This window comes from Buttiauxella agrestis ATCC 33320, assembly GCF_000735355.1.
Classification (GTDB): domain Bacteria; phylum Pseudomonadota; class Gammaproteobacteria; order Enterobacterales; family Enterobacteriaceae; genus Buttiauxella; species Buttiauxella agrestis.
On record NZ_JMPI01000020.1, the window covers coordinates 209440 to 232918 of the forward strand.

A 23479-nucleotide genomic window follows, 5' to 3' on the forward strand; every position below is an offset into this window, starting at 1 on the left:
AGCGTCATCCACCATTTACATCAAATACTTACAGAACGCCCTGGCCTAACATCGCGTCGGCCACTTTTACAAAGCCCGCAATATTCGCGCCGCGAACATAATGCGTTTGTTTTTCTTCGCCGCCGTAGTTCACGCAGGCTTCGTGAATATCAAGCATGATGTGGTGCAGGCGAATATCCACTTTCTCCGCTTTCCAGCCCAGGCGTGCCGCATTCTGCGCCATTTCCAGGCCAGATGTCGCCACACCACCGGCGTTGGCTGCTTTACCCGGTGCAAACAATACGCCCGCATCAAGGAACAGATTCGTCGCCTCAATAGTGGTGGGCATATTTGCCCCTTCAGCCACCGCTTTCACGCCGTTGGCGATAAGCGTGCGTGCCGCTTCGGTATCCAGCTCATTTTGCGTGGCACATGGCAGCGCGATATCAACCGGAACGCTCCACGGTTGCTGGCCTTCGAGATATTTCAGACCAAATTCGCGGGCGTAATCGGCCACGCGTCCGTCGCGGCTGGATTTAATCTCTGTCAAACGCGCCAGTTTTTCGGTGGTAAAGCCCGCTTCATCGACGACGGTACCGTTGGAGTCAGACGCCGTTACGACCCGAGCGCCCAATGACAGCGCTTTTTCGATGGCGTATTGCGCAACGTTGCCGGAGCCGGAAACCGCCACGCGCATGCCTTCAAAGCCCAGCCCGTGGCGTTGCAGCATTGCATCAGTGAAATAAATCAGCCCGTAACCGGTGGCTTCCGGGCGAATCAGGCTGCCGCCGAATGACAAACCCTTGCCGGTAAACACGCAGGCAGTATTGTTGGAGAGCTTTTTCATCATTCCCGCCATAAAGCCCACTTCACGCCCGCCAACGCCGATATCGCCTGCCGGTACGTCAGTGTCTGGCCCCAGATGGCGATACAACTCCATCATCAGTGCCTGGCAAAAACGCATCACTTCGCCTTCGCTTTTGCCTTTCGGGTTAAAGTCGCTGCCGCCTTTACCGCCGCCCATTGGCAGCGTGGTCAGGGCATTTTTGAAGGTTTGCTCAAAGCCTAAGAATTTCAGAATCGAAAGGTTAACGGAGGGATGGAAACGCATTCCTCCTTTAAATGGGCCAATGGCGGAGCTGAACTGCACGCGCCAGGCGCGGTTTACCTGCACTTGATTCTTATCATCAACCCAGGTCACGCGGAACTGAATCACGCGTTCAGGTTCCACAAGGCGCTCTAAAAGTGCCGAATGGCGGTATTGCGGATTTTGCTCCAGGAACGGCCAGAGCGTGGTCATGACTTCACGTACTGCCTGGGCAAATTCGGGTTGGTTTGGATCGCGTTGTTGAACAGAGGTCAGGAATGATTCGAGGGAAAGCGTGTTTTCCATAGTCCAAAAAGTCCTTGTAATAATAGATGTTATATATGCGTTGTGTTCTTCGAATATAACATTCACTTATTACTGAACCGCAAGCGATTTCTTTTTATTGCCGCCCGAGCTGTATTAGTGTTATTAATTTCCCTGCGTCATTATTCCATATAATCATGAATTTATTTCCTTTTTTGTATGGCCCAAGTGAATGGTTGAGGGTCAGAATCAATTGCGTGTCATCTATTTTACTTATTGATGCATAAGAGAAATCAAAGTAACGACCCACATGGCGGAACATAGCTTTGAATAAACTTTCTTTTGCGCAAAAGGCCATGGTTAATGCGTAATGGAAAGGGTAAGGGGATTGGCGCAACAGTTCTTTTTCTGCGCAATCTATAATCCCGCCATGAATTTCTTCGGCGATGTTTGGGGCAATAATTTCTTCATAATCGATACCGATGCCTTCGCGCATATCCGCAGAATCAGCCACCACCGTCGCGAATGCCACATTGCCGCTGTGCGTAATGCTGCCGGTGAATCCGGGCGGCCAGCAGGGTTCACGGTGCAAGCCAATTCCCGGCACATAGTCATTTACGCCATGAAAACGTAGTGCTTCAGATGCCGCAATCCTTCCGGCCAGATGCTCGGCTTTGCGCTTAATAACGGCGTTGGATAAGCGAGGGTGGTGCGGCAGCCATAACAGGTCGTCGGGCTGAAAGGTTGTGGCGTCAAAATCCACGCGGACGATTCGTTGCCCAGTATTGGGGAAGCTGAAATTTGTGAGCTGGGTTTTCATGAGATGTTTCTCCCTCACCCTCACCCTCACCCTAACCCTCTCCCTGAGGGAGAGGGTTAGGGTGAGGTAATTAGAAGTGCGTGTTCAAACTGACGTAGTAAGTACGGCCAGACTCGTTATAGGTCGCGGCACCTGCGCCGTACATATAACCATTGTCACCACCCGTTGTCTGGGCATTGCCCGCACGCCAGTGGCGCTCGTCGAACAGGTTGTCGATACCCGCCGTCAGGCTCACATTCTTCGTCGCATCCCAGGTTCCGCTCAGGCCAACGATGCTGTAAGGGCTAACTTCGTTAGTTTCTGGGCCCGTTGCTGGCTGGCCTTTGTAGTTGTATTTCTTCGGCTGTTGTTTGCCGTACCACGTAAAGGTGGATTGCACAGAAACGTCCTGGCGAATCTGCCAGCTCAGCGTTGAGTTGAGCGTGTATTCCGGGATAACAGAAAGACGCTCGCCGGTTTCTTTGTTCTTACTTTCCAGCATATAGGTGACGTTGTTCGTCCAGCTTACCGTGGTGGAAACTGGAACGTTTAACGTTCCTTCAAGCCCTTCTACCAGTGCTTTAGGAATGTTTTCCCACTGGTAAATATCGGTCTTGGTTTTGCCGGAAGAGGTCTGGCCGATAGGAGCATAGCCCGCTTCGATTTTGTCTTTGTAATCGTTACGGAACCAGGTCACACCTGCGAGCCAGCCGTCTTTTTTGAACTCAAGGCCAATCTCTTTGTTAACGCTGGTTTCAGCCTTAAGGTCTTCGTTACCCATCATGTAACAGCCCACGCCAGTGCTGCTTGCGTAGCAACCCTGTCCCTTACTGTACAAAATGTAGTTCGGGTTAGTTTGATACAGACTCGGCGCTTTATACGCCTGGGCGATACCCATTTTCAGCGTGAAATAATCCCCTAAACCTTGCGACAGGTTGAGTGACGGACTCCAGTTGCTGCCAACAATGCTGTGGTGATCAAAACGCACGCCCGGCGTCAGCATGGTGCTGTCCGTCAGCTCCATATTGTCTTCGGCAAACAGCGAGAAGATTTCAGCCTGGGAATACGGGCTACGACCAGTGCTGGATGAACCTGGAACCGGCCCGCCCATGAAGGTCTGGTTGTTTGAAGACAAATCTTTCATCTTCTGCTGGTTCCATTCGGTGCCCAGCGTCAGGTTCTGATTCACGATAAAATCAATCGGGATATTCACATCGCTGTGCAGCAGCACGTCGCTCAAATCGATATCGCTGAATTGATCGCTGGAGAAAATCCCTTCGGTGCCACCGGCCAGGCCTTCTTGCATACGCGAGTTGCGCGTATGTTCGTACTGCACCCAGTTGCTGGTGGTCAGGCCGTTATCCCAACCGCCATTCCAGGTCAAAGAGTAGCTCTGGCGGTACAGACGGTTTGTCTCTTCGCCATAGTTATCTTTAACGATTTTGTTGGTGTTGGTGTTTTGGGTATCGCCGGAATACAGGTTGCCCTGGCGGCTGTAGCCCGCTTCCAGTTCCAAAGATTGCATTGGCGCAAAGTCCCAACGCACCACGCCGTTGATGTCTTTGTTAATCACACCCTCGCGCCCGGCGGGCAGCGTATCGGCGTAAATACCAGTACGTTCAGACTGGTGACCCTGGTTGATATCCCATGCATCGGCCTGGGTTTTATCGAGGTTGCCGTACAGGCGGAAGCTGAAATCCCCGCCCAGCGGGCCATTCAGACTAAAGTTGGTGCGCTTGGTGGAACCTTCGTCTTTGTGTTCCGGCGCATTCAGATAGGTGTTCCAGGAACCGTGCCATTCGTTGGTGCCTTTTTTGGTGATGATATTCACCACGCCGCCAGCCGCGCCGTTGCCGTAACGTGCGGCGGCTGGGCCACGAATAACTTCAATACGTTCAACCATTTCTGGCGGAACCCAGCTTGCATCGCCGCGTGTATCACGCTCGCCACGCCAGCCCAGACGCACAGAGTTACGGCTGGTCACGGGTTTACCATCAATAAGAATCAGCGTGTTTTCCGGGCCCATACCGCGAATATCAATCTGGCGACCGTTGCCGCGCTGGCCGCTGGTGGAGTTACCCGTCAGGTTAACGCCCGGCATAGTACGAACGATTTCGGAAATATCACGCGCCGGTGGGCGCTTTTTGAGTTCTTCTGCTGTGATGGTCGAAACGCCTGGCGCCTGCAAATTTTGCTCGGCAGCGGTAACAACCAAAGTGTCTTCATGAGTGAGCGAGTCGTCGTTGCTGGATGCAGCGGCTTGCGCCGTTGCCGGTGCCGCTTGATCTGCCGCAAAGGCAGGTTGGGCGACCCCGTAAATCCCCAGATTGATCAGCATCGCGAGGGAATAGTTAATTTTATTATTCATTATGGCGGCCTGCTTTTCCGCTTCGCCCGGTGTCATTCCATTCCCATAGGGATCGGGCGCAGCATGGTTTTCACTTAGTCATACCGGGATCTATCCAGCATTCGCCCTGAAATGAGGGAATCGTGCGTTCAAGTTCGGCAATTTATTGTTTTTGCACCCGGAAGCTGGTAGCTCAAAGCGCGGAAATACGCTATTGCAAATGAAAATAATTATCAATAGTATTATCAATATATTTCAGGATTGTTGACCGTTATCAATAATTTCATAAGGTTATGCTCGAGTGACAAATTTGCTGACAGGAAGTGAGTGCTGGTGGCAGGAAAAACAGGCGCAAGGGATCCCCGCCGTTACCTGTAAAAGTGACAATCAGTGTGAGGTGCGTTTTTTGTGGCGTGATCCGCAAGGCTGCGAGAAAACCTCACCGATAAAGCGAGTCTGGATTTACATCACCGGCGTGACCGACCATCACCAAAAATCTCGCCCGCAAACTCTGGAACGCGTGCCGGGGACGGATGTCTGGCAGTGGCAAACTCGCCTCGGCAGCACATGGCGCGGAAGTTATTGTTTTATCCCGTCGGTCTGCGAAGAGGATTTCCCCGCGCAAGCGTTCGAGGGTATCGAACCGGCGCGTATGGCGCTGCGTGAAGGCTGGCGCAAACTGCTGCCGCGAGCCATTGCCGATCCGCTGAACCCGGAAAGTTGGCTGGGCGGGCGCGGGCATCCGATGTCCGCACTCCATCTTCCTGACGCGCCGCCGCAGCCTGGTTGGGATAAGCCCAACACGCCGCATTGCGCAGTGCAATGCATCACCTGGGACAGCCCGCGTCTGAAAAATCAGCGCAAAGTGTGGATTTTTGCGACCGGTGACGCACAACCCGAAGAGCGCCCACTGGCGATTTTGCTCGACGGCCAATTCTGGGCCGAAAGCATGCCGGTGTGGCCTGCGCTTCAGGCACAAACTGACGCCGGAGTGCTGCCGCCTGCGGTTTACGTGCTGATTGATGTTATCGACAACAACACCCGCAGCAACGAACTGCCGTGCAATGCGCAGTTTTGGCAGGCGTTGCAGGAAGAGTTATTACCGCATCTGCGCACCCTCACTCGCTGGAATGAAAACCCCGAAACCACCGTGGTGGCTGGGCAAAGTTTTGGCGGGCTTTCCTCGCTTTATGCGGCACTTCACTGGCCAGAACAATTTGGCTGCGTGTTGAGCCAATCCGGGTCGTACTGGTGGCCTAACCGAGGAAGCAACCCGCAGGGCGGGCAGTTAATTCAGCGACTCGAAGGTGGGCTGGTCTGTGACAAACCGCTGCGAATTTACCTTGAGGCAGGGGTCAGAGAACCTCTTATCCATCAGGTTAATCAACGAATTTATCCCTTACTACAACAAACACAGCGAGCAGTTTTCTACCGTCAGGTTGACGGTGGACACGATGCGCTTTGCTGGCGGGGCGGGCTGATCAACGGCTTAGCCTGGCTCTGGAAAGCGTCTCTTTGACAGGAGTGGAATGAAGTATGGAATTCAGTAACCCCTTCGACTCGCCACAGAGTCGTTTTTTCATCCTTGAAAATGCCGTGAGCCAGTTCAGCTTATGGCCCGAACATTGTGCCTTGCCCGATGGCTGGCAGGTGGTTTGTGAACCGGCATCAAATGAAGAGTGCAATCAGTGGCTGCTCGCTAACTGGACCCAATTACAACCGGCAAACTTTGCGAAAGCAGAGGTGAAAGGTGAGTGAATTAATCATGGCGCCGATACTCGCACCCACCGAAACCCTGCCGCTGGTGGCGGCGCAACCCGGCATCTGGATGGCCGATCAGCTTTCGCCCCAGGCCAACGCGTGGAGCGTTGCGCACTATATTGAATTAAACTGCGGGGACGAACTTAACGGTGAGCTTAATGAAGCGCTGCTGTGCAAGGCGATAGTGGCGGGCATGAGCGAGGCGGATACGCTGAAAATGCGTTTTAGTGAAGTGGACGGCGAGGCGCGTCAGTGGGTCGATCCTGATGCAACATTTACAGCCCCGTTTTGCCGTGATTTACGCGGCGTCGCTGAACCTGAAACGGCTGCTCTGGCACTGATGCGTGAGGATCTTGAGCAGGATTTGCGTATCAGCAGCGGTAAACCGCTTTATCATCATCAGCTCATGCGTATCAGCGAAACGCGCTGGTTCTGGTATCAACGTTTTCACCATTTGGTGGTTGATGGCTTCAGTTTCACCGCAATTACCCGCCGTATTGCCAATATTTACAGTGCGTATTGTAAAAATCAAAATCCTGAACCCAGCCCATTTACCCCGTTTAGTGATGTTGTTGCAGAATACGAGCATTACCGCAAAACCGACGCCAGAATGCGTGATGCGGCATTTTGGGCTGATAAAACTCGCCAGCTACCGCCGCCTGCCACGCTTTCGGCAAAACCACTCACAGATTTGGGCTCCTCCACCCAACTGATTCGCCAGTCGCTGAGTTTTGAGAGCGCAGATTTCCACCTGCTGATGGATAACGCCCGCCAGAAAAACCTGACGGCCGCCGATATGGCATTAGGGCTGGTGGCGCTGTGGCTCGGGCGTTTAAGCGGGCGGGCTGATTACTCCGCGGGCTTTATCTTTATGCGCCGTATGGGGTCTGCTGCTTTGTGTGCAACCGGGCCAGTGCTGAATGTGTTGCCGTTTGGTGTACGCATCGAACCCGATTTTACCCTGCCGGAATTCGCCGCAAACCTTGCTAAAGAACTCAAAAGCCTGCGTCGTTATCAGCGCTACGATGCTGAACAAATCCTGCGTGATTCAGGGAAAGTGACCAACGGTGAGCCGTTGTATGGCCCGGTGCTGAACCTGAAAATGTTCGATTACCGCCTTGATTTCAACGGCATCGAAGGCATTACGCATCAATTAGCTTCCGGCCCGGTGCGTGATTTAGAAATTGCGCTGTATATCAGCGAACAGGGTGAGTTCTCCCTCGAACTGCTGGCAAATGCGCAGCGCTACGATGCTGCCACGTTGCAACAGCACATCGCCCGCTTACCGCTTCTTTTACGCCAGTTTGCGGCCAGTCCCGCATTACGTTGTGTGGATGTGCAATTGCTGCACCCTTGCGAAATCGAACGGCTGGAAAGCGTTAACGCGACGCAAACGGCAGTTCCGGTCACGACGTTAAGCCAGTTAATTGCTGAGCAGGCCGCAAGAACTCCCCATGCGCCCGCGCTGGCTGACGAAAACACTCAGTTCGACTATCGCCAGATGCGCGAACAAGTGCAGGCGCTGGCCGCAGAACTCATTTCACGCGGCGTGAAACCGGGGGATGTCGTGGCTGTCGCGCTGTCGCGCTCGGTGTTTTTATCGCTCGCATTGCAGGCGATTGTTGAAGTCGGGGCGGCCTGGCTGCCGCTTGATACCGGTTATCCCGACGATCGTTTGCAGATGATGCTTGAAGATGCCGCTCCGCGTCTACTGCTGACTTCTGACTCTCAATTACCGCGGTTTAGTGCCATAAATGGTCTGAAAACCTTCTGCTATCAAAGCATTATGGATACGGCTAATGTGCCGGAAATCCTTCATCTCTCACGCCCGGAACACACCGCGTATGTAATCTTCACCTCCGGTTCGACAGGGCGACCAAAAGGGGTCATGGTCGGGCAGCAGGCTATCGTTAACCGTCTTTTGTGGATGCAAAATCACTATCCGCTCAATGGCGAGGACGTGGTTTTACAGAAAACGCCGTGCAGTTTTGACGTCTCCGTGTGGGAATTTTTCTGGCCGTATATCGTTGGCGCGCAGCTGGTGATGGCTCCGCCAGAAGCGCATCGTGACCCGGAAGCGTTACAGCAGCTTTTTGCCTGCTACCGCGTGACCACCACGCACTTTGTACCGTCGATGTTAGCGGCGTTTGTCGCGGCACTAACCAATGATGACGCGAGAGCAAAATGTGCCACTCTGCGCCGGGTGTTTTGTAGCGGGGAAGCGCTACCGGCCGAACTTTGCCGCCAGTGGGAACAACTCACTCACGCACCATTGCATAATCTCTATGGCCCAACCGAAGCCGCCGTTGATGTCAGCTGGTATCCGGCGTTTGGCGAAGAGCTGGCGCGGGTTTCAGGCAGCAGCGTGCCGATTGGCTGGCCGGTATGGAATACCGGATTACGCATTCTGGACTCAGCGATGCGCCCCGTACCTCCGGGGATCGCAGGCGATCTGTATCTCACCGGAATCCAGTTGGCGCAGGGTTATTTATCGCGCCCGGATCTCACCGCCAGCCGCTTTGTGGCCGATCCTTTTGATGCAGGTGAACGTATGTATCGCACAGGTGATGTCGCGCGTTGGCTGGATGACGGGGCTGTGGAATATCTCGGGCGCAGTGACGATCAGCTGAAAATTCGCGGCCAGCGTATCGAACTGGGTGATATCGACCGGGCGATGCTGGCGCTGCCGGGCGTTGCTCAGGCGGTGACGCACGCTTGCGTGTTGAATAAAGATGCCGTCAGTGGCGGCGATGCCCGTCAACTGGTGGGGTATCTGGTGTCAGCCTCCGGCGAGGCTTTGGCTCTCGACACCCTGCGCGAACGCCTGGCTGCCCTGCTGCCTGCACACATGGTTCCGGTGGCGTTAATTCAGCTGGATGATTTCCCCCTCAGCGCGAATGGCAAGCTGGACAGAAAAGCGCTGCCTTTGCCGGAACTGGCGCTACGCGGCAGCGGGCGTGCTCCTGAATCGAGTCTGGAAATCGCCATCGCCGACGCATTTTCACAGCTTTTAAACTGCGATATTCACTCGGTTAATGATGACTTCTTTGCCCTCGGCGGGCACTCGCTGCTGGCGATGCGCCTGGCGGCACAGTTACGCGAAAAACTCGCAAGGCCAGTCACGGTCGGGCAGGTGATGGTGGCGTCAACCGTCGGCCAACTTGCGGAAATTCTGGGGCAGCTTCAGAGCGAAGAAGAAGCCAGCCGCGCGGGTTTTGATACGGTGCTGCCGTTGCGTAAAGGCAGTGGGCCGACGCTCTATTGCTTCCATCCAGCGTCGGGCTTTGCCTGGCAATTTAGCGTATTACAGCGTTATCTCGACCCGCGTTGGTCGATTACGGGCATTCAATCTCCGCGCCCGAATGGCCCGATGCAGCAAGCTGAAAACCTGGCGCAGGTTTGCGAAACGCACTTGCAAACCCTGCGCGAGCTTCAACCCCATGGCCCGTATTATCTGATGGGCTATTCGCTCGGCGGCACGCTGGCGCAAGGCATTGCGGCACGTCTCGAAGCGGCAGGGGAAGAAGTCGCGTTCCTCGGCCTGCTGGATACCTGGCCACCAGAAACCCAGAACTGGACGGAAAAGGCGGCAAACGAACTCGATCCGGCGGTGCTGGATGAAATCAACCGCGAACGTGAGGCTTTTGTCGCCGCACAACGTGGACAAACTTCAGATGCTTTATTCCAGGCTATCGAAGGGAATTACGCTGATGCGGTGCGCCTGCTGACGACCGCAAACAGTGTGCCGTTTGGCGGGAAAGCGACGTTGTTTGTGGCCCAGAGAACGTTACCCGAAGGAATGGACCCGCAAAAAACCTGGGCACCGTGGATTGCCGAGCTTGATGTCTTCCGTCTCGACTGCGCCCACGTCGATATTATTTCCCCAAAATCTTTTGAGGAAATAGGGCCGGTATTGCAGCGAGTGTTGGCGTAAGCGCCGGATGACGCTGCGCTTATCCTGATTTTGTTGGGGGAATAAGCGACAGCGTCATCCACCGTTCATTTCATGCTGCACGAGTTTTACGTTTGAGCATTTCGCTGAGCGTCACGATGCGGCTGATTTCTTCCTGAGTACGGGGATCATTCTGGATCTCCCAGATATCCACATTCGTTTGCAGATTGAGCCAAAACTCCACTGAGGTTTCAAATACCTTTGCGAGTCTGAAAGCCATGTCAGTGGTGAGTTTACTGTTGTTATTTAAAAGTTTACTGACCGTGTTGCGATGGACCTGAAGCATATCAGCCAGATCGTTAATTCGCAGGCCTGTTGGTTCGAGATACTCATAAAGAAGCACGTCGCCGACAGAGGTTGGTTTACGTTGTGCCTGGACCATACTTAATCCTTATTGTGCGGTTATCGACCGATTCAACTGTGCCATCTGTAACTGTGATCATCGAGGTAAATATCGTGCGCTTTACTCTCTTGCCAGATGAAGATCAGTCTGTACTTGTTGTTGACTCGTATGGAAGAGTAGCCATTGAGCGGTGGCCTGAGATCTTCATAACGGTTGGCAGGAGGCGATCGTAAATCCTGCCTGGTCGCGGCGGCATTAATCAAATCTAGTTTTCGCGCCAGAACGCTGACGAGATCAGGAGGAATCTTTCTGTGTTGCCTGGTGAAAAGAAAGAAATCCTCAAGCCACGAGTCCCTGAAACTAACTATGGTGCGCATCTTTTCCATGATGCTAATTCCATCTGAGAAATCAGTGGGGCATTGAAACACGGATTGCATGCTTGCACAGTGCTAGTGTGCATCTTTGCGAGATGCTACGCAAACATTTTAACTAGATTGATTTTCACCCACGCCCGAGCGGCACGACCAGCGGTGTATGCGCTACCGGATCTTCGATAATCATGCAGCGCAGGCCATAAATCGCTTCGATAAGCTCGGGCGTGACAATCTCTGTCGGCGCGCCCTCAGCGATAATTTTGCCATCTCGCAGCGCGATTAAGTGAGTCGCGTAGCGGCAGGCCTGGTTCAAATCATGCAGCACTGCGGCAAGGGTAAAACCTTGCTTTTGGTTCAGTTCGCGCAGCAGTTCAAGCAAATCAATTTGATGGCTGATATCAAGCCAGGTGGTAGGTTCATCCAGCAACAGAATGGACGTTTCCTGCGCCAGCACCATCGCAATCCAGGCGCGCTGGCGCTGGCCGCCGGAAAGCGTATCAACGGGTTGGTCAGCCAAATCCTCAATATTCGTCGCTTTTAACGCCCGTTCTACCGCCTGTTTGTCTTCTTCGCGCCAGCGAGAAAACATCGGCTGATGTGGATATCGCCCACGCGCCACCAGTTCCGCTACGCTGATATCGCCCGGTGCGCTGGAGTTTTGCGCCAGCAAACCCACGCGGCGCGCCACTTCTTTGGTCGCAAACCGGTGGATTTCATTGCCATCGAGCCACACCTGGCCGTGCATTGGTTTCATCAGGCGGCTAAGGGTGCGCAGCAGCGTGGATTTCCCGCAGCCGTTGGGGCCAATAATGGCGGTGAATTTCCCGTCAGGAATGGCAACGGTCAGACCGTCGGCGACCACATGATTGCCATATCCCAATGTGAGCTGTTCGCCATGCAGGCGCGGTGGAGCGGAAATCTGGCTCATTTTTTACGGGACTCCTGAATCAACAAGGCAATTAAATAGATACCGCCGAGGCTTACCGTAACCACGCCAACCGGCAGCTGATACGGCATGAAAAGATGTTGAGCGCACAAATCTGCCGCCAGTAATAACGCCGAACCACAGAGCGCTGATTGCAGTAAACCCCAACGCGAAGTGCCACTCAGGCGACGCGCAATGTGAGGCGCGACGAGGGCGACAAACGAAATCGGCCCGGCAAGTGCGGTGGCGGTGGCAGTCAGAATCACGCCGGTTAACATCAGCATCAGGCGCGAACGCTCAACTGAAACGCCAAGCGCGCAGGCGCTGTCATCGCCCATTTCCAACAAGCGCATCCGCCGTACCAGCAATCCACCAACGACCAACGCCAACAGCATTAATGGTGCGGCCGGGAAGATTTTCCCCCAGGTTAACCCATTGAGCGAACCGGCATTCCACAGCCCGGCGGAAATCGCCGTTTCAAGCGAGGCGTGCAGCAGTAACCAGGTATTAAACGCGACCAGCATCGCCCGCACGCCGATACCAATAATGATCAGGCGGAAAGTTTCGATGCCGTTTCGCCACGCGAGCAGCCAGACCACCAGTGCGGTAACAACGCCGCCGACCATCGCAGAGGTAGCAATGGCGGTTTGATGCTGGCCGAATAACACCATGGCCACCAGCACGCCACTCCAGGCACCGGTGTTAAAGCCCATCACATCCGGGCTGCCGAGCGGGTTGCGCATCAGCGACTGGAAAATGGCACCGCTCACGCCTAATGCCGCGCCAATGAGTAGCGCCATCACCACGCGGGGCAAGCGCCATTCGACAACGACGAGTGAAACATTACGCGGTGCAGAACCGGCCAGAGCGTCAATCACCTGGCCTACCGAAAGCGGTAAAACGCCGCTGCCCAGGCTCCACACGCCTAACGCGCAACTGAACAGCAATAGCGCCAGGCTGACGAACAGTAAGCGAGGAGAGAGACGGGTCATGCATTCGCTCCTTTGCGTTGGCGGCGCACCAGATAAATCAGCATTGGCGCGCCAATAAACGCGCTAACCACCGACACGCGCAGTTCACCTGGCACCAGCAGGCGGCCAACAATATCGGCGAACAGCAATAGCGCAGGCGTGGCAATCAGGGTGACAGGGAGCGACCAGCGGTGATCGGCTCCGACCAGCCAGCGCGAAAGATGCGGCATCATCAGGCCGATAAACGCAATCGGGCCAACGGCTGCCGTCGCGCTGCCGCACAATAACGTGATGGCGATTAAACCGAGCAATTGAGTGCGTGCAACTTTGCTACCCAGCGCGGTGGCGGTGTCGGTTCCCATGCTCAGGCTGTTGAGTGAACGGCTTATAAACAGGGCAATAGCGCAGCCTGCCAGTACCGGCAACACGATGATTTTCAGCGTTTCGAGGGTGCGAATATCCAGCGTTCCGGCCTGCCAGAAACGTAACTGGTCGTAAACCACCGGGTTAAGCAGTGCGATGCCGTTGCTGAGGCCTTCCAGCACGGCGGCAAGCGCAACGCCCGCCAGTGTTAAACGCACCGGGCTGAGTTGCCCGCCGCCCTGGCTTCCGGTAAATGCCACCACCAGGGCTGCGCACAGCGCACCAGCAAAGGCCATGCCGAGCAGGGCAATCGGTGAAGAAAAACTCCAGACCGCCGCGCCTAATACAATGGCAAAACTGGCCCCGGCATTGACGCCAAGCAGGCCGGGGTCGGCAAGGGGATTACGTGTCAGAGTTTGCATCAGCGCCCCGGCAAGGCCGAGTGCGCCACCTGCGAGAATGCCTGCCAGCGTGCGCGGAAGGCGAGCGTCGAGCACGATAGTGCAATCAGCACTTCGGCATTGACCGCTGAACGCATTGATAACAACCTCAACAGGCAGAGATTTTGCCCCAATAAGCAGACTCATCACCGCCATTAAGAGCAACAGCAAAAACAGAATCAGCAGCGTCACAACGCGTGTTGATGGCCGTGGAAATAACATAAATCCCTTTCATGAAAATTAATGATAGTTATTATCATTATCACTCTTATTTGTTTATGTTAGCATGAGCCGCCTCGCACCCGGAAAGAAAAATTCGCTTTAAGGCCCTGTAATGAACCGCAATTCTTTGCTGCTAAATCTCAGTTTGCTCAAGACTCATCCCGCTTTTCGTGCCGTCTTCCTTGCTCGCTTTATTTCCATTGTTTCGCTGGGGTTACTCGGTGTTGCCGTTCCGGTACAAATCCAGACGCTGACCGGCTCCTCGCTGCAAGTCGGCCTCGCGGTGACGCTCACCGGCAGTGCGATGTTTATCGGCCTGATGATGGGCGGGGTGCTGGCTGACCGTCATGAACGCCGCCGTCTGATTTTGCTCGCCCGCTCCACGTGTGGCGTCGGTTTTATTGGCCTGACGATTAACGCCGCGTTGCCGGAACCTTCGCTGGCGGCGATTTACTTGCTTGGCGTGTGGGATGGATTCTTTGGCGCACTGGGCGTGACGGCACTTCTGGCGGCGACTCCTGCGCTGGTTGGGCGTGAAAATTTAATGCAGGCGAGCGCGATAACCATGCTCACCGTGCGCCTGGGTTCAGTGATTTCACCCATGATTGGCGGACTGCTTCTGGCGTCAGGCGGTGTGGTATGGAACTACGCGCTGGCCTCCGTCGGCACGTTTATCACGTTATTGCCGCTGCTGAGTTTGCCGAAGCTGGCACCGCCGCCGCAGGCGCGTGAAAACCCGCTGCTCTCGTTGTGGAACGGGCTGCGTTTCCTGGTCGGCCATCCGGTTATCGGCGGCATTGCGTTAGTCGGCGCGCTGCTGACGATGGCGAGTGCGGTGCGCGTGTTGTATCCGGCACTCGCCGGGCACTGGAATATGAGTGCGGCGCAAATCGGCCTGATGTACGCCGCCGTTCCGCTGGGGGCGGCAATCGGCGCGTTGACCAGCGGGCGTATCGCGCATCACGTTCGCCCGGGCATGATTATGCTGGGAACGGGAATCGTGTCGTTTATCTCCATTGGGGTCTTTAGCCTGATGCCGGTTTGGGGGCTTGGGCTGGCGTGCCTCGCGCTGTTTGGCTATCTCAGCGCTATCAGCTCATTACTGCAATACACCTTAATTCAGACGCTGACGCCGGACGGGATGTTAGGGCGCATCAACGGTTTATGGACGGCGCAGAATGTGACGGGCGATGCGATAGGGGCGGCGATTTTAGGCGGGATGACGGTGGCGTTAACGCCAGTCGCAGCAGCGAGTTACGGCGGATTAGCATTGACGTTGTGCGGCGTGGTATTGGCGATTGTGTTGGTGCAATTGCGCGGTTATTTGCAAGCCGCCCCGGAGCAAACCGAAGCGGCAACCGTCAAATAGCTACTTACTGGCGAACAACTGGCTCATCCGCTCCAGAATTTGCGTGGCGCTGTAATAATCCAGGCGGAAGGTTTCGGTGCCCAGCGCATACACACGCTTGTTCTGCACGGCAGGAATGTGTGAAAGCAGCGGGTTAGTTTCAAGCGCGGTGGCGTCTTTCTCATCGCTGGCGAACAGGAACAGGCTTTCACCGTTCAAACCGGCAGCCAGATTTTCGCCACCCAATTGCACGATATCGTGACGTTTCCCCATGCTTTGGCTGGCATGAACCGCCACCGGCAAAGTGGATAACGTGAAGCCAAGCTGTTGGAGCAATTTCCCTTGCGCAGATTCTTGCGTCCAGAGGTTTGCCGAGCGTGAAGCTGGGGTGTAAACGAGTGCTGTGACGGGCTGCGGTGGCAGCGCCATATGCATTTTGGACTCGCTCAATTGCTTGTCAAAACTGGCAATTCTTGCGGCGGCTTGCTTTTCATGCCCGGTGATTTCGCCCAACTGCGTGAGCAACTCCTGCCAGCTTTTATCGTCGTAATTGATGACCAGCGTTGGGGCAATGGCAGAGAGTTGATCGTAAAGGGCGAGGGCAGAATCACCGCCGGTGGCGCTAATTAAAATCAGATCCGGCATTTGCGCGGCCACCGCTTCGGCGCTTGCTTCACCAATGTACAAACGCTGAACATTGCGTGCTTTCGCGACATCGCCCCACTGGCGCAGGAAACCTTGTGAATCCGCCATGCGATTTCCTGGCGTGGTTGCACCGCTTGCGACCACAGGCGCGTCAATCGCCAGCAGCGAGCCGGTTAACGTCACGCTGGTAGACACAATGCGCACTGGTGCTTGTTCAAACGTGTGCGAGCCGTGGCTGTCGGCAATGGTTCTTGGCCAGTCGGCGGAATGGGCGAGGTGACTCAAACTCAATAGTACGAGTGCGGGAATTGTTAAAAAAAATTTAGCCTTTGTTGACAGCATGTCCTTTTCTCTTTAGGTTACGACACCGAAAAGCAAATGATAATCATTATTACTATCTTTTGTCATGTTTTTACGGAGGATGCATGGAAACGTCAATGGCGAAGCCGCCACAAGAAAAGCAGCTTACATCCACGCCAGGGCAAGCGGTGAAGCATTGCGCAGACAGCTTTTTCTTTATGTCGCCTTACCGCAGTTTTTCCACAAGCGGCTGCTTTACCCGTCTGGATACCCCGGCGCTAGACGGCGCACATTCCCATGGTCATCTGCAAACTCAGTTGCGCGAAGCATTCGACAACGCCCGCAAGCACGGCATCGAAAAGCCTGTTGTCGTAGGGGCTATCCCATTTGACCCGCGCCAGCCTTCCGCATTATTCATCCCCGAAAGCTGGCAGCCGTTTTCACGCGCACAGCATCAGGATGCGGCTTGCCAAAAACGCGGCGGCCAGGCGCTGAATATTGCCTCGCGCCAGGCGATTCCTGAACAAGAAAAATTTATGGAAATGGTGGCCCATGCCGCCACCGCTACCGCCCAGCCGGATATTGATAAAGTGGTGCTCTCGCGCCTGATTGATATTGAAACCGATGCGGTTGTTGATCTCGACGCGCTGCTTAATCGCCTGATAAGCCAGAATCCGACCAGCTATAACTTCCACGTACCGTTGCCGGATGGTAGCTCGCTGGTGGGCGCCAGCCCGGAATTGCTGTTACGCAAATCAGGCAAGAATTTCAGCTCCTTGCCGCTCGCCGGTTCGGCGCGTCGTGATAAAGACAATATCCAGCGCGACAGCGAAATTGGTGCGCAGTTACTGCGTTCCACCAAAGACCGCCACGAACACGGCCTGGTAACGCAAGCGATGCATGATGTTTTGCTGCCGCGTAGCCAGTATTTAACGCTTTCCGACACGCCTGAATTAATCACCACGCCGACCTTATGGCACCTCGCCACGCCGATTTACGGCCAAATTAAAGACAGCCAGGACAACGCACTTTCTCTGGCTTGTCTGTTGCACCCGACGCCCGCGTTAAGTGGCTTCCCGCATGAAGCGGCACAAAAACTCATTGCCGAGCTTGAGCCGTTTGACCGTGAACTGTTTGGCGGGATTGTCGGCTGGTGCGACGCCGAGGGGAATGGTGAGTGGGTGGTGACGATTCGCTGCGCGCGCGTCGGCGGTAAGCAAGTGCGACTGTTCGCAGGCGCAGGTATCGTTCCGGCGTCATCGCCCGAATCAGAATGGCGCGAAACCGGCGTCAAACTTTCCACCATGCTCAACGTTTTTGGAATTAAATAAATGGCTATCGAATTTACCCGCTGGCCGGATGACCTGGCTGCCCGCTACCGCGAAAAAGGCTACTGGGCGGATTTACCGCTGACCGATATTCTCACCCGCCAGGCCAAAATGACGCGATTGCGTTAATTGAAGGTGAGCGCCATTACAGCTACCGCGAGCTGGAACTGGCCGCCACTCGCCTTGCGTGTGCGCTAAAACGACGCGGCCTGAGCAATGGCGAAACCGCGCTGGTGCAGTTGGGCAACGTGGCGGAGTTATATATCACGCTGTTTGCGCTGCTGAAAATTGGCGTGGCTCCGGTGAACGCGCTGTTCAGCCATCAGCGCACTGAAATGGAAGCATATGCCCGCCAAATTGAACCGGCGGTGGTGATTGCCGATCGCAAACACAATTTGTTCGCCCACGATGATTTCCTTGATGCGCTGTGCCAACAAAATCCCTCGCTGCGCATGGCGGTATTGCTTAATGAAAACGATCGCGAACGTTCGCTGAGCGCATTGATCGGCGAGCCGGAAGAGAACTTTGTCGCCACCCCATCGGCGGCTGACGAAGTGGCTTTCTTCCAGCTTTCCGGCGGCAGCACCGGCACGCCAAAACTGATTCCACGCACGCACAACGATTACTACTACAGCATTCGCCGCAGCGTAGAAATCTGCCGTTTTGATGCCAATACCCGCTTCCTGTGCGCGATTCCCGCGGCGCATAACTACGCGCTGAGTTCACCGGGTTCGCTGGGCGTATTTTACGGCGGTGGGCGCGTGGTGCTGGCAAACGACCCAAGCGCGACGCTCTGCTTCCCGCTGATTGAACGCCACCAGATAAACGTCACCGCGCTGGTGCCGCCTGCTGTCAGCCTCTGGCTGCAAGCGATTGGCGAGTGGGGCAGCAATAAATCCCTCGAATCATTAGAACTGTTGCAAGTGGGCGGCGCACGTTTAAGCGAAGCGCTGGCTGCACGCATTCCGGCAGAAATTGGCTGCCAGCTACAGCAAGTTTTCGGCATGGCTGAAGGGCTGGTGAACTACACGCGCCTGGATGACGACAATGAGCACATCTTCAAAACCCAGGGTGTACCGATGTGCCCGGACGACGAAGTTTGGGTGGCAGATGAAAATGGTAATGCATTGCCGCACGGCGAAGTGGGCCGCCTGATGACGCGCGGGCCGTACACCTTCCGTGGCTATTACCGCAGCCCGGAACACAACGCCAGCGCCTTTGATGCCAACGGTTTCTACTGCTCGGGCGACCTGATTTCTATTGCCGAAGACGGCTACATCACGGTCCAAGGGCGCGAGAAAGATCAGATCAACCGTGGCGGAGAAAAGATCGCCGCTGAAGAGATCGAAAACCTGTTACTGCGCCACGAAGAGATCGTTCATGCCGCGCTGGTTTCGATGGAAGACAGCCTGCTGGGCGAGAAAAGCTGCGCGTTTATCGTCGGCCTGCGCCCATTCCGTGCCGTAGAGATTCGCCGTTATCTGCGTGAGCTCGGCATTGCGGACTTCAAACTGCCCGATCGCATTGAAATCGTTGAAAACCTGCCGCTGACTGCGGTGGGCAAAGTGGACAAAAAACGTTTGCGCCAGTTGATTGCTGATAAGCAACTGGCTTCCTGATAGACGGAGAATTTATGGCTATTCCAAAACTGAACGCATACACCTTACCGACGGCTGCCGACATCCCGGAAAACAAAGTGAATTGGGCGTTTGAGCCTGAGCGTGCGGCGCTGCTGATTCACGATATGCAGGAATATTTCATTGATTTCTGGGGCGATAATTGCCCGATGATCCAGCAGGTTATCGCTAACATCGCTGTGCTGCGCGATTACTGCAAACGCCACAACATTCCGGTCTATTACACCGCGCAACCTAACGCTCAAAGCGATGAAGATCGTGCGCTGCTGAACGACATGTGGGGACCGGGTTTAAACAAACATCCTGAGCGTCAGAAAGTGGTCGCGGAACTTGCGCCAGACGAGCACGACACGGTGCTGACCAAATGGCGCTACAGCGCGTTTGTCCGCTCGCCGCTGGAGCAAGTGTTAAAAGAAACGGGCCGCAATCAGCTGATTATTTGCGGCGTGTACGCCCATATCGGCTGCATGACGACGGCAACCGACGCGTTTATGCGTGATATCAAACCGTTTATGGTGGCCGATGCGCTGGCAGATTTCAGCCGCGAAGAACACATGATGGCGCTCAAATACACCGCAGGCCGTTCCGGGCGCGTGGTGATGACGCGTGATTTATTGCCGGAAGCGGCACCGCAGAATAAAGAGCAACTGCGTGAACTCGTGCTGCCATTGCTTGATGAATCCGACATTCCGCAAGATGACGAAAACCTGATTGATTACGGTCTGGATTCGGTGCGCATGATGGCGCTGGCGGCTCGTTGGCGCAAAATTCACACGGATATTGATTTCGTGATGCTGGCGAAAAACCCGACGATCGACGCCTGGTGGGCGCTGCTTTCGCGGGGTTCCTAAGCATGAAAATCGACTTTAGCGGCAAAACCGTTTGGGTAACTGGCGCGGGAAAAGGCATCGGCTATCACACCGCAAGGGCGTTTAGCGACGCCGGGGCGACCGTCGTCGGCCTCGATTTGGCCTTCCCGCTGGAAGTCTATCCATTTGAAACTGAAGTGTTAAACGTGGCGGATGCCGAACAGGTTGCCGCCGTTACGCAGCGTTTATTGAGCAACGAGCCACAGCTTGATGTGCTGGTAAATGCGGCGGGTATTTTACGCATGGGCGCAACGGATGCGCTGGCGTTGCAGGACTGGCAGGACACTTTTGCCGTAAACGTAGGCGGGGCGTTCAATCTGTTCCGCGCCGTGATGCCACGTTTTCGCGAACAGCGGAGTGGCGCGATTGTCACCGTCGCATCGGACGCGGCCCATACGCCGCGCACCGGAATGTCGGCGTATGGCGCATCAAAAGCGGCGCTGAAAAGCCTGGCGTTAACGGTCGGCCTGGAGCTGGCACCGTTCGGCGTGCGTTGTAATGTGGTGTCGCCCGGTTCGACCGATACCGATATGCAGCGCACGCTGTGGAAAACGCCGGATGCCGAGCAGCAGCGCATTCAGGGATTCCCGGATCAGTTCAAACTGGGCATTCCGTTGGGCAAAATCGCTCGCCCGCAGGAAATTGCCAGCACCATTCTGTTCCTCGCCTCATCGCACGCCAGCCACATTACATTGCAGGATATTGTGATTGACGGCGGCGCTACGCTGGGAGCCTGAATGAGTCTCTGGAAACGGCAGTTATCGCTCGACGAGCTAAACCAAACCAGCGCCGGAACGATGGTTGAGCATCTCGGTATTGTTTACACACGCATGGACGACGAAAGCCTGGAAGCGGAAATGCCGGTCGATAACCGCACCCAGCAGCCGTTTGGTTTGCTGCACGGCGGCGCGTCGGTGGTGCTGGCAGAAACCCTCGGGTCGATGGCGGGATTTCTGACGACCACTGACGGGCAGTGCGTGGTGGGAACGGAGATAAACGCCAGCCATCATCGCGCTGTTGCATCCGGGTCAGTGCGCGGCGTATGCAAACCGCTGCATCTTGGGAAGACTTCCCAGGTGTGGGAAATTGCCATCTTCGACGCGCGCGGCAAGCGGTGTTGCACGAGTCGGTTGACGACGGCGACGATGGGGTGAATTTGTGGTGGATGACGCCTGGCGGCTTATCCACCCTACAAAACCGCATGTCATTCGTAGGTCGGATAAGCGCAGCGTCATCCGGCAGCTTTTCTCCCCCGCCGTACCCCGCATCGTGATCTCCTTAACAAGCTGATGTAAAGACCTGGTCAAACCACTCCATTCTCTCGTTTCAATATTGTTAAATCCACGTGCTTGATCTAGAACAAATCGGTAACACCTCTGCTTCTGGTCTACACATGGAAAACAAAGATGAATAATCCAGGGAAACACCTCATATGGGCTGTGCTTGCACTGATCGGTGCATTCGCGCTCGGCTATATCGCACTCAATCGTGGCGAACAGATAAACGCATTATGGATTGTGGTTGCTGCAATCTGCGTCTACCTCATCGCTTATCGTTACTACGGCTTGTTTATCGCTAAACGAGTCTTAACCGTTGATGCCACTCGTATGACGCCAGCCGTGCGCCATAACGACGGGCTGGACTATGTTCCGACCGACAAGAAAGTGCTGTTCGGTCACCATTTTGCTGCGATTGCGGGGGCGGGGCCGCTCGTCGGGCCGGTGCTTGCCGCGCAAATGGGGTATTTGCCAGGCATGCTCTGGCTGCTGGCGGGTGTGGTGTTGGCCGGCGCAGTACAAGATTTTATGGTGCTGTTTGTCTCGACGCGCCGCGATGGGCGTTCGCTGGGCGAACTGGTCAAAGAAGAGATGGGCAACACTGCGGGTGTCATCGCGCTGGTGGCCTGTTTCATGATTATGGTCATCATCCTCGCGGTGCTGGCGATGATCGTGGTGAAAGCGCTGACTCACAGCCCGTGGGGCACCTACACCGTGGCGTTTACCATCCCGCTGGCGCTGTTTATGGGGGTCTACATCCGTTACCTGCGCCCTGGCCGCATTGGCGAAGTGTCGGTAATTGGCCTGGTGATGCTGGTCTTCGCGATTATCTCCGGCGGTTGGGTAGCCGAAAGTCCAACCTGGGCGCCGTACTTCGACTATACCGGCGTGCAACTGACCTGGATGCTGGTGGGTTACGGTTTTGTGGCGGCGGTATTGCCGGTCTGGCTGCTGCTTGCGCCGCGTGATTACCTCTCTACCTTCCTGAAAATCGGCACCATTATCGGCCTGGCCATTGGCATTTTGATTATGCGTCCGACGCTGCAAATGCCTTCGTTGACCAAGTTCATTGATGGCACCGGCCCGGTCTGGACCGGCGACCTGTTCCCGTTCCTGTTTATCACGATTGCGTGCGGCGCGGTTTCGGGCTTCCACGCGCTGATTGCTTCTGGCACCACGCCGAAGATGCTGGCTAATGAAAACCAGGCTTGCTTCATCGGTTACGGCGGCATGTTGATGGAATCGTTTGTGGCGATTATGGCGCTGGTGGCGGCTTGTGTTATCGACCCAGGCGTGTACTTCGCGATGAACAGCCCGCTGGCGGTTCTGGCTCCGGCGGGTACCGTGGATGTTGTGGCTTCTGCGGCTGGCGTGGTCAGCAGTTGGGGCTTCCATATTACCCCTGAAACCTTAACCAACATTGCCAACGACGTGGGCGAGCAGAGCATTATTTCACGTGCGGGTGGCGCACCAACGCTTGCGGTCGGGATGGCGTACATTCTGCACGGTGCGCTGGGCGGCCTGATGGATGTGTCGTTCTGGTATCACTTCGCCATTCTGTTTGAAGCGCTGTTTATTCTGACGGCGGTCGATGCGGGTACACGTGCGGCGCGCTTTATGCTGCAAGACTTGCTGGGCGTGATCTCGCCGGGACTTAAACGGACTGACTCGCTGCCGGCAAACTTGCTGGCGACGGCACTTTGCGTAATGGCGTGGGGTTACTTCCTGCACCAGGGCGTGGTTGATCCGCTCGGCGGGATTAACACCCTGTGGCCGCTGTTTGGTATCGCCAACCAGATGCTGGCGGGTATGGCGTTGATGCTGTGCGCGGTAGTGCTGTTCAAGATGAAGAAGCAGAAATACGCCTGGGTGGCGCTGGTGCCAACCGCGTGGTTGCTGATCTGTACCTTGACGGCGGGCTGGCAAAAAGCGTTCAGCCCGGATGCAAAAGTAGGCTTCCTGGCTATCGCTAACAAATTCCAGGCAATGATCGACAGCGGCAATATTCCGGCGCAATACACCAAATCGCAGCTATCGCAGTTGGTGTTTAACAACCGTCTGGATGCCGGGTTGACCATCTTCTTTATGGTGGTTGTGGTGGTGATTGGTCTGTTTGCGATTAAAACCGCCATGCAGGCGCTGAAGTCAGACCTGCCAACCGCGAAAGAAACGCCTTACGAGAAGATGCCGGAAGACGTTGAGCAGATTGTTGCGCAGGCGAAGAGCGCGCATTAAGTCAGTATTTCNC

Annotated in this window: 20 protein-coding genes; 11 read left to right on the forward strand and 9 right to left on the reverse strand. The window is 55.3% G+C overall.

Annotated features, from left to right (window positions below):
- Nucleotides 1-28: 28 nt before the first annotated feature.
- The 3 genes from gdhA to GBAG_RS04605 form a co-directional block, all read right to left on the reverse strand.
- A complete protein-coding gene (gene gdhA, locus GBAG_RS04595; protein ID WP_034493806.1) occupies nt 29-1372 on the reverse strand; it encodes an NADP-specific glutamate dehydrogenase in 1344 nt (447 codons plus the stop codon).
- A 94-nt stretch (nt 1373-1466) separates the two neighbouring features.
- Nucleotides 1467-2150, reverse strand: a complete 684-nt coding sequence (gene entD, locus GBAG_RS04600) for an enterobactin synthase subunit EntD (RefSeq protein WP_034493807.1) — start codon at nt 2148-2150, stop codon at nt 1467-1469.
- Between the two features lie 70 nt (nt 2151-2220).
- Nucleotides 2221-4497 carry a TonB-dependent siderophore receptor gene (locus GBAG_RS04605; RefSeq protein WP_034493845.1) on the reverse strand — a complete coding sequence of 759 codons (2277 nt, stop codon included), beginning with the start codon at nt 4495-4497 and terminating at the stop codon, nt 2221-2223.
- Nucleotides 4498-4777: 280 nt separating this feature from the next.
- On the opposite strand from GBAG_RS04605, the gene fes reads away from it, so the two are divergent.
- The 3 genes from fes to GBAG_RS04620 are packed head-to-tail and all read left to right on the forward strand — an operon-like array spanning nt 4778 to nt 10171.
- Nucleotides 4778-5995 (forward strand): enterochelin esterase, encoded by a 1218-nt coding sequence (gene fes, locus GBAG_RS04610; RefSeq protein ID WP_034493808.1) that lies wholly within the window; start codon nt 4778-4780, stop codon nt 5993-5995.
- 17 nt (nt 5996-6012) lie between these two features.
- On the forward strand, nt 6013-6234 hold the full coding sequence (locus GBAG_RS04615) for an MbtH family protein (protein ID WP_034493809.1): 222 nt from the start codon (nt 6013-6015) through the stop codon (nt 6232-6234).
- A 7-nt stretch (nt 6235-6241) separates the two neighbouring features.
- The gene (locus GBAG_RS04620) at nt 6242-10171 is read left to right on the forward strand and encodes an enterobactin synthase subunit F (RefSeq protein WP_034493846.1); all 3930 of its coding nucleotides are present in this window, start codon (nt 6242-6244) and stop codon (nt 10169-10171) included.
- 70 nt (nt 10172-10241) lie between these two features.
- On the opposite strand, the gene GBAG_RS04625 is transcribed toward GBAG_RS04620, so the two are convergent.
- The 5 genes from GBAG_RS04625 to fepD form a co-directional block, all read right to left on the reverse strand.
- Nucleotides 10242-10571: a HigA family addiction module antitoxin gene (locus GBAG_RS04625; RefSeq protein WP_034493810.1), complete on the reverse strand. Its 330-nt coding sequence runs from the start codon at nt 10569-10571 to the stop codon at nt 10242-10244.
- A gap of 32 nt (nt 10572-10603) precedes the next feature.
- Nucleotides 10604-10918, reverse strand: a complete 315-nt coding sequence (locus GBAG_RS04630) for a type II toxin-antitoxin system RelE/ParE family toxin (protein WP_034493811.1) — start codon at nt 10916-10918, stop codon at nt 10604-10606.
- Between the two features lie 115 nt (nt 10919-11033).
- The gene (gene fepC, locus GBAG_RS04635; RefSeq protein WP_034493812.1) at nt 11034-11834 is read right to left on the reverse strand and encodes an iron-enterobactin ABC transporter ATP-binding protein; all 801 of its coding nucleotides are present in this window, start codon (nt 11832-11834) and stop codon (nt 11034-11036) included.
- A complete protein-coding gene (gene fepG, locus GBAG_RS04640) occupies nt 11831-12823 on the reverse strand; it encodes an iron-enterobactin ABC transporter permease (protein ID WP_034493813.1) in 993 nt (330 codons plus the stop codon). The genes fepC and fepG overlap by 4 nt, the downstream gene beginning before the upstream one ends.
- Nucleotides 12820-13827: a Fe(3+)-siderophore ABC transporter permease gene (gene fepD, locus GBAG_RS04645; RefSeq protein WP_034493814.1), complete on the reverse strand. Its 1008-nt coding sequence runs from the start codon at nt 13825-13827 to the stop codon at nt 12820-12822. Before fepD ends, fepG begins: the two co-directional genes overlap by 4 nt.
- Before the next feature lie 112 nt (nt 13828-13939).
- Between fepD and entS the strand changes: the two genes are divergently transcribed.
- Nucleotides 13940-15196 carry an enterobactin transporter EntS gene (entS, locus tag GBAG_RS04650; protein ID WP_034493815.1) on the forward strand — a complete coding sequence of 419 codons (1257 nt, stop codon included), beginning with the start codon at nt 13940-13942 and terminating at the stop codon, nt 15194-15196.
- Here entS and fepB read toward each other — a convergent pair whose 3' ends face one another.
- Nucleotides 15197-16162 carry a Fe2+-enterobactin ABC transporter substrate-binding protein gene (gene fepB, locus GBAG_RS04655; RefSeq protein WP_034493816.1) on the reverse strand — a complete coding sequence of 322 codons (966 nt, stop codon included), beginning with the start codon at nt 16160-16162 and terminating at the stop codon, nt 15197-15199.
- Nucleotides 16163-16245: 83 nt separating this feature from the next.
- Here fepB and entC point away from each other — a divergent pair, with 83 nt between their 5' ends.
- From entC to cstA, 7 genes are all read left to right on the forward strand, one after another.
- Nucleotides 16246-17451, forward strand: a complete 1206-nt coding sequence (gene entC, locus GBAG_RS04660; protein WP_034493817.1) for an isochorismate synthase EntC — start codon at nt 16246-16248, stop codon at nt 17449-17451.
- Nucleotides 17452-17577 (forward strand): hypothetical protein, encoded by a 126-nt coding sequence (locus GBAG_RS23230; RefSeq protein WP_425591290.1) that lies wholly within the window; start codon nt 17452-17454, stop codon nt 17575-17577.
- Between the two features lie 38 nt (nt 17578-17615).
- Nucleotides 17616-19067, forward strand: coding sequence for a (2,3-dihydroxybenzoyl)adenylate synthase (locus tag GBAG_RS04665; protein WP_425591291.1), 1452 nt, complete (start codon nt 17616-17618; stop codon nt 19065-19067).
- Nucleotides 19068-19081: 14 nt separating this feature from the next.
- Nucleotides 19082-19936 carry an isochorismatase gene (locus GBAG_RS04670; RefSeq protein WP_034493818.1) on the forward strand — a complete coding sequence of 285 codons (855 nt, stop codon included), beginning with the start codon at nt 19082-19084 and terminating at the stop codon, nt 19934-19936.
- 2 nt (nt 19937-19938) lie between these two features.
- Complete coding sequence (dhbA, locus tag GBAG_RS04675) at nt 19939-20691, forward strand: 2,3-dihydro-2,3-dihydroxybenzoate dehydrogenase (protein ID WP_034493819.1); 753 nt, start codon at nt 19939-19941, stop codon at nt 20689-20691.
- A complete protein-coding gene (gene entH / locus GBAG_RS04680; RefSeq protein ID WP_034493820.1) occupies nt 20692-21108 on the forward strand; it encodes a proofreading thioesterase EntH in 417 nt (138 codons plus the stop codon).
- Nucleotides 21109-21360: 252 nt separating this feature from the next.
- Nucleotides 21361-23466 (forward strand): pyruvate/proton symporter CstA, encoded by a 2106-nt coding sequence (gene cstA, locus GBAG_RS04685; RefSeq protein WP_034493821.1) that lies wholly within the window; start codon nt 21361-21363, stop codon nt 23464-23466.
- The last annotated feature ends 13 nt before the right edge of the window (nt 23467-23479 follow it).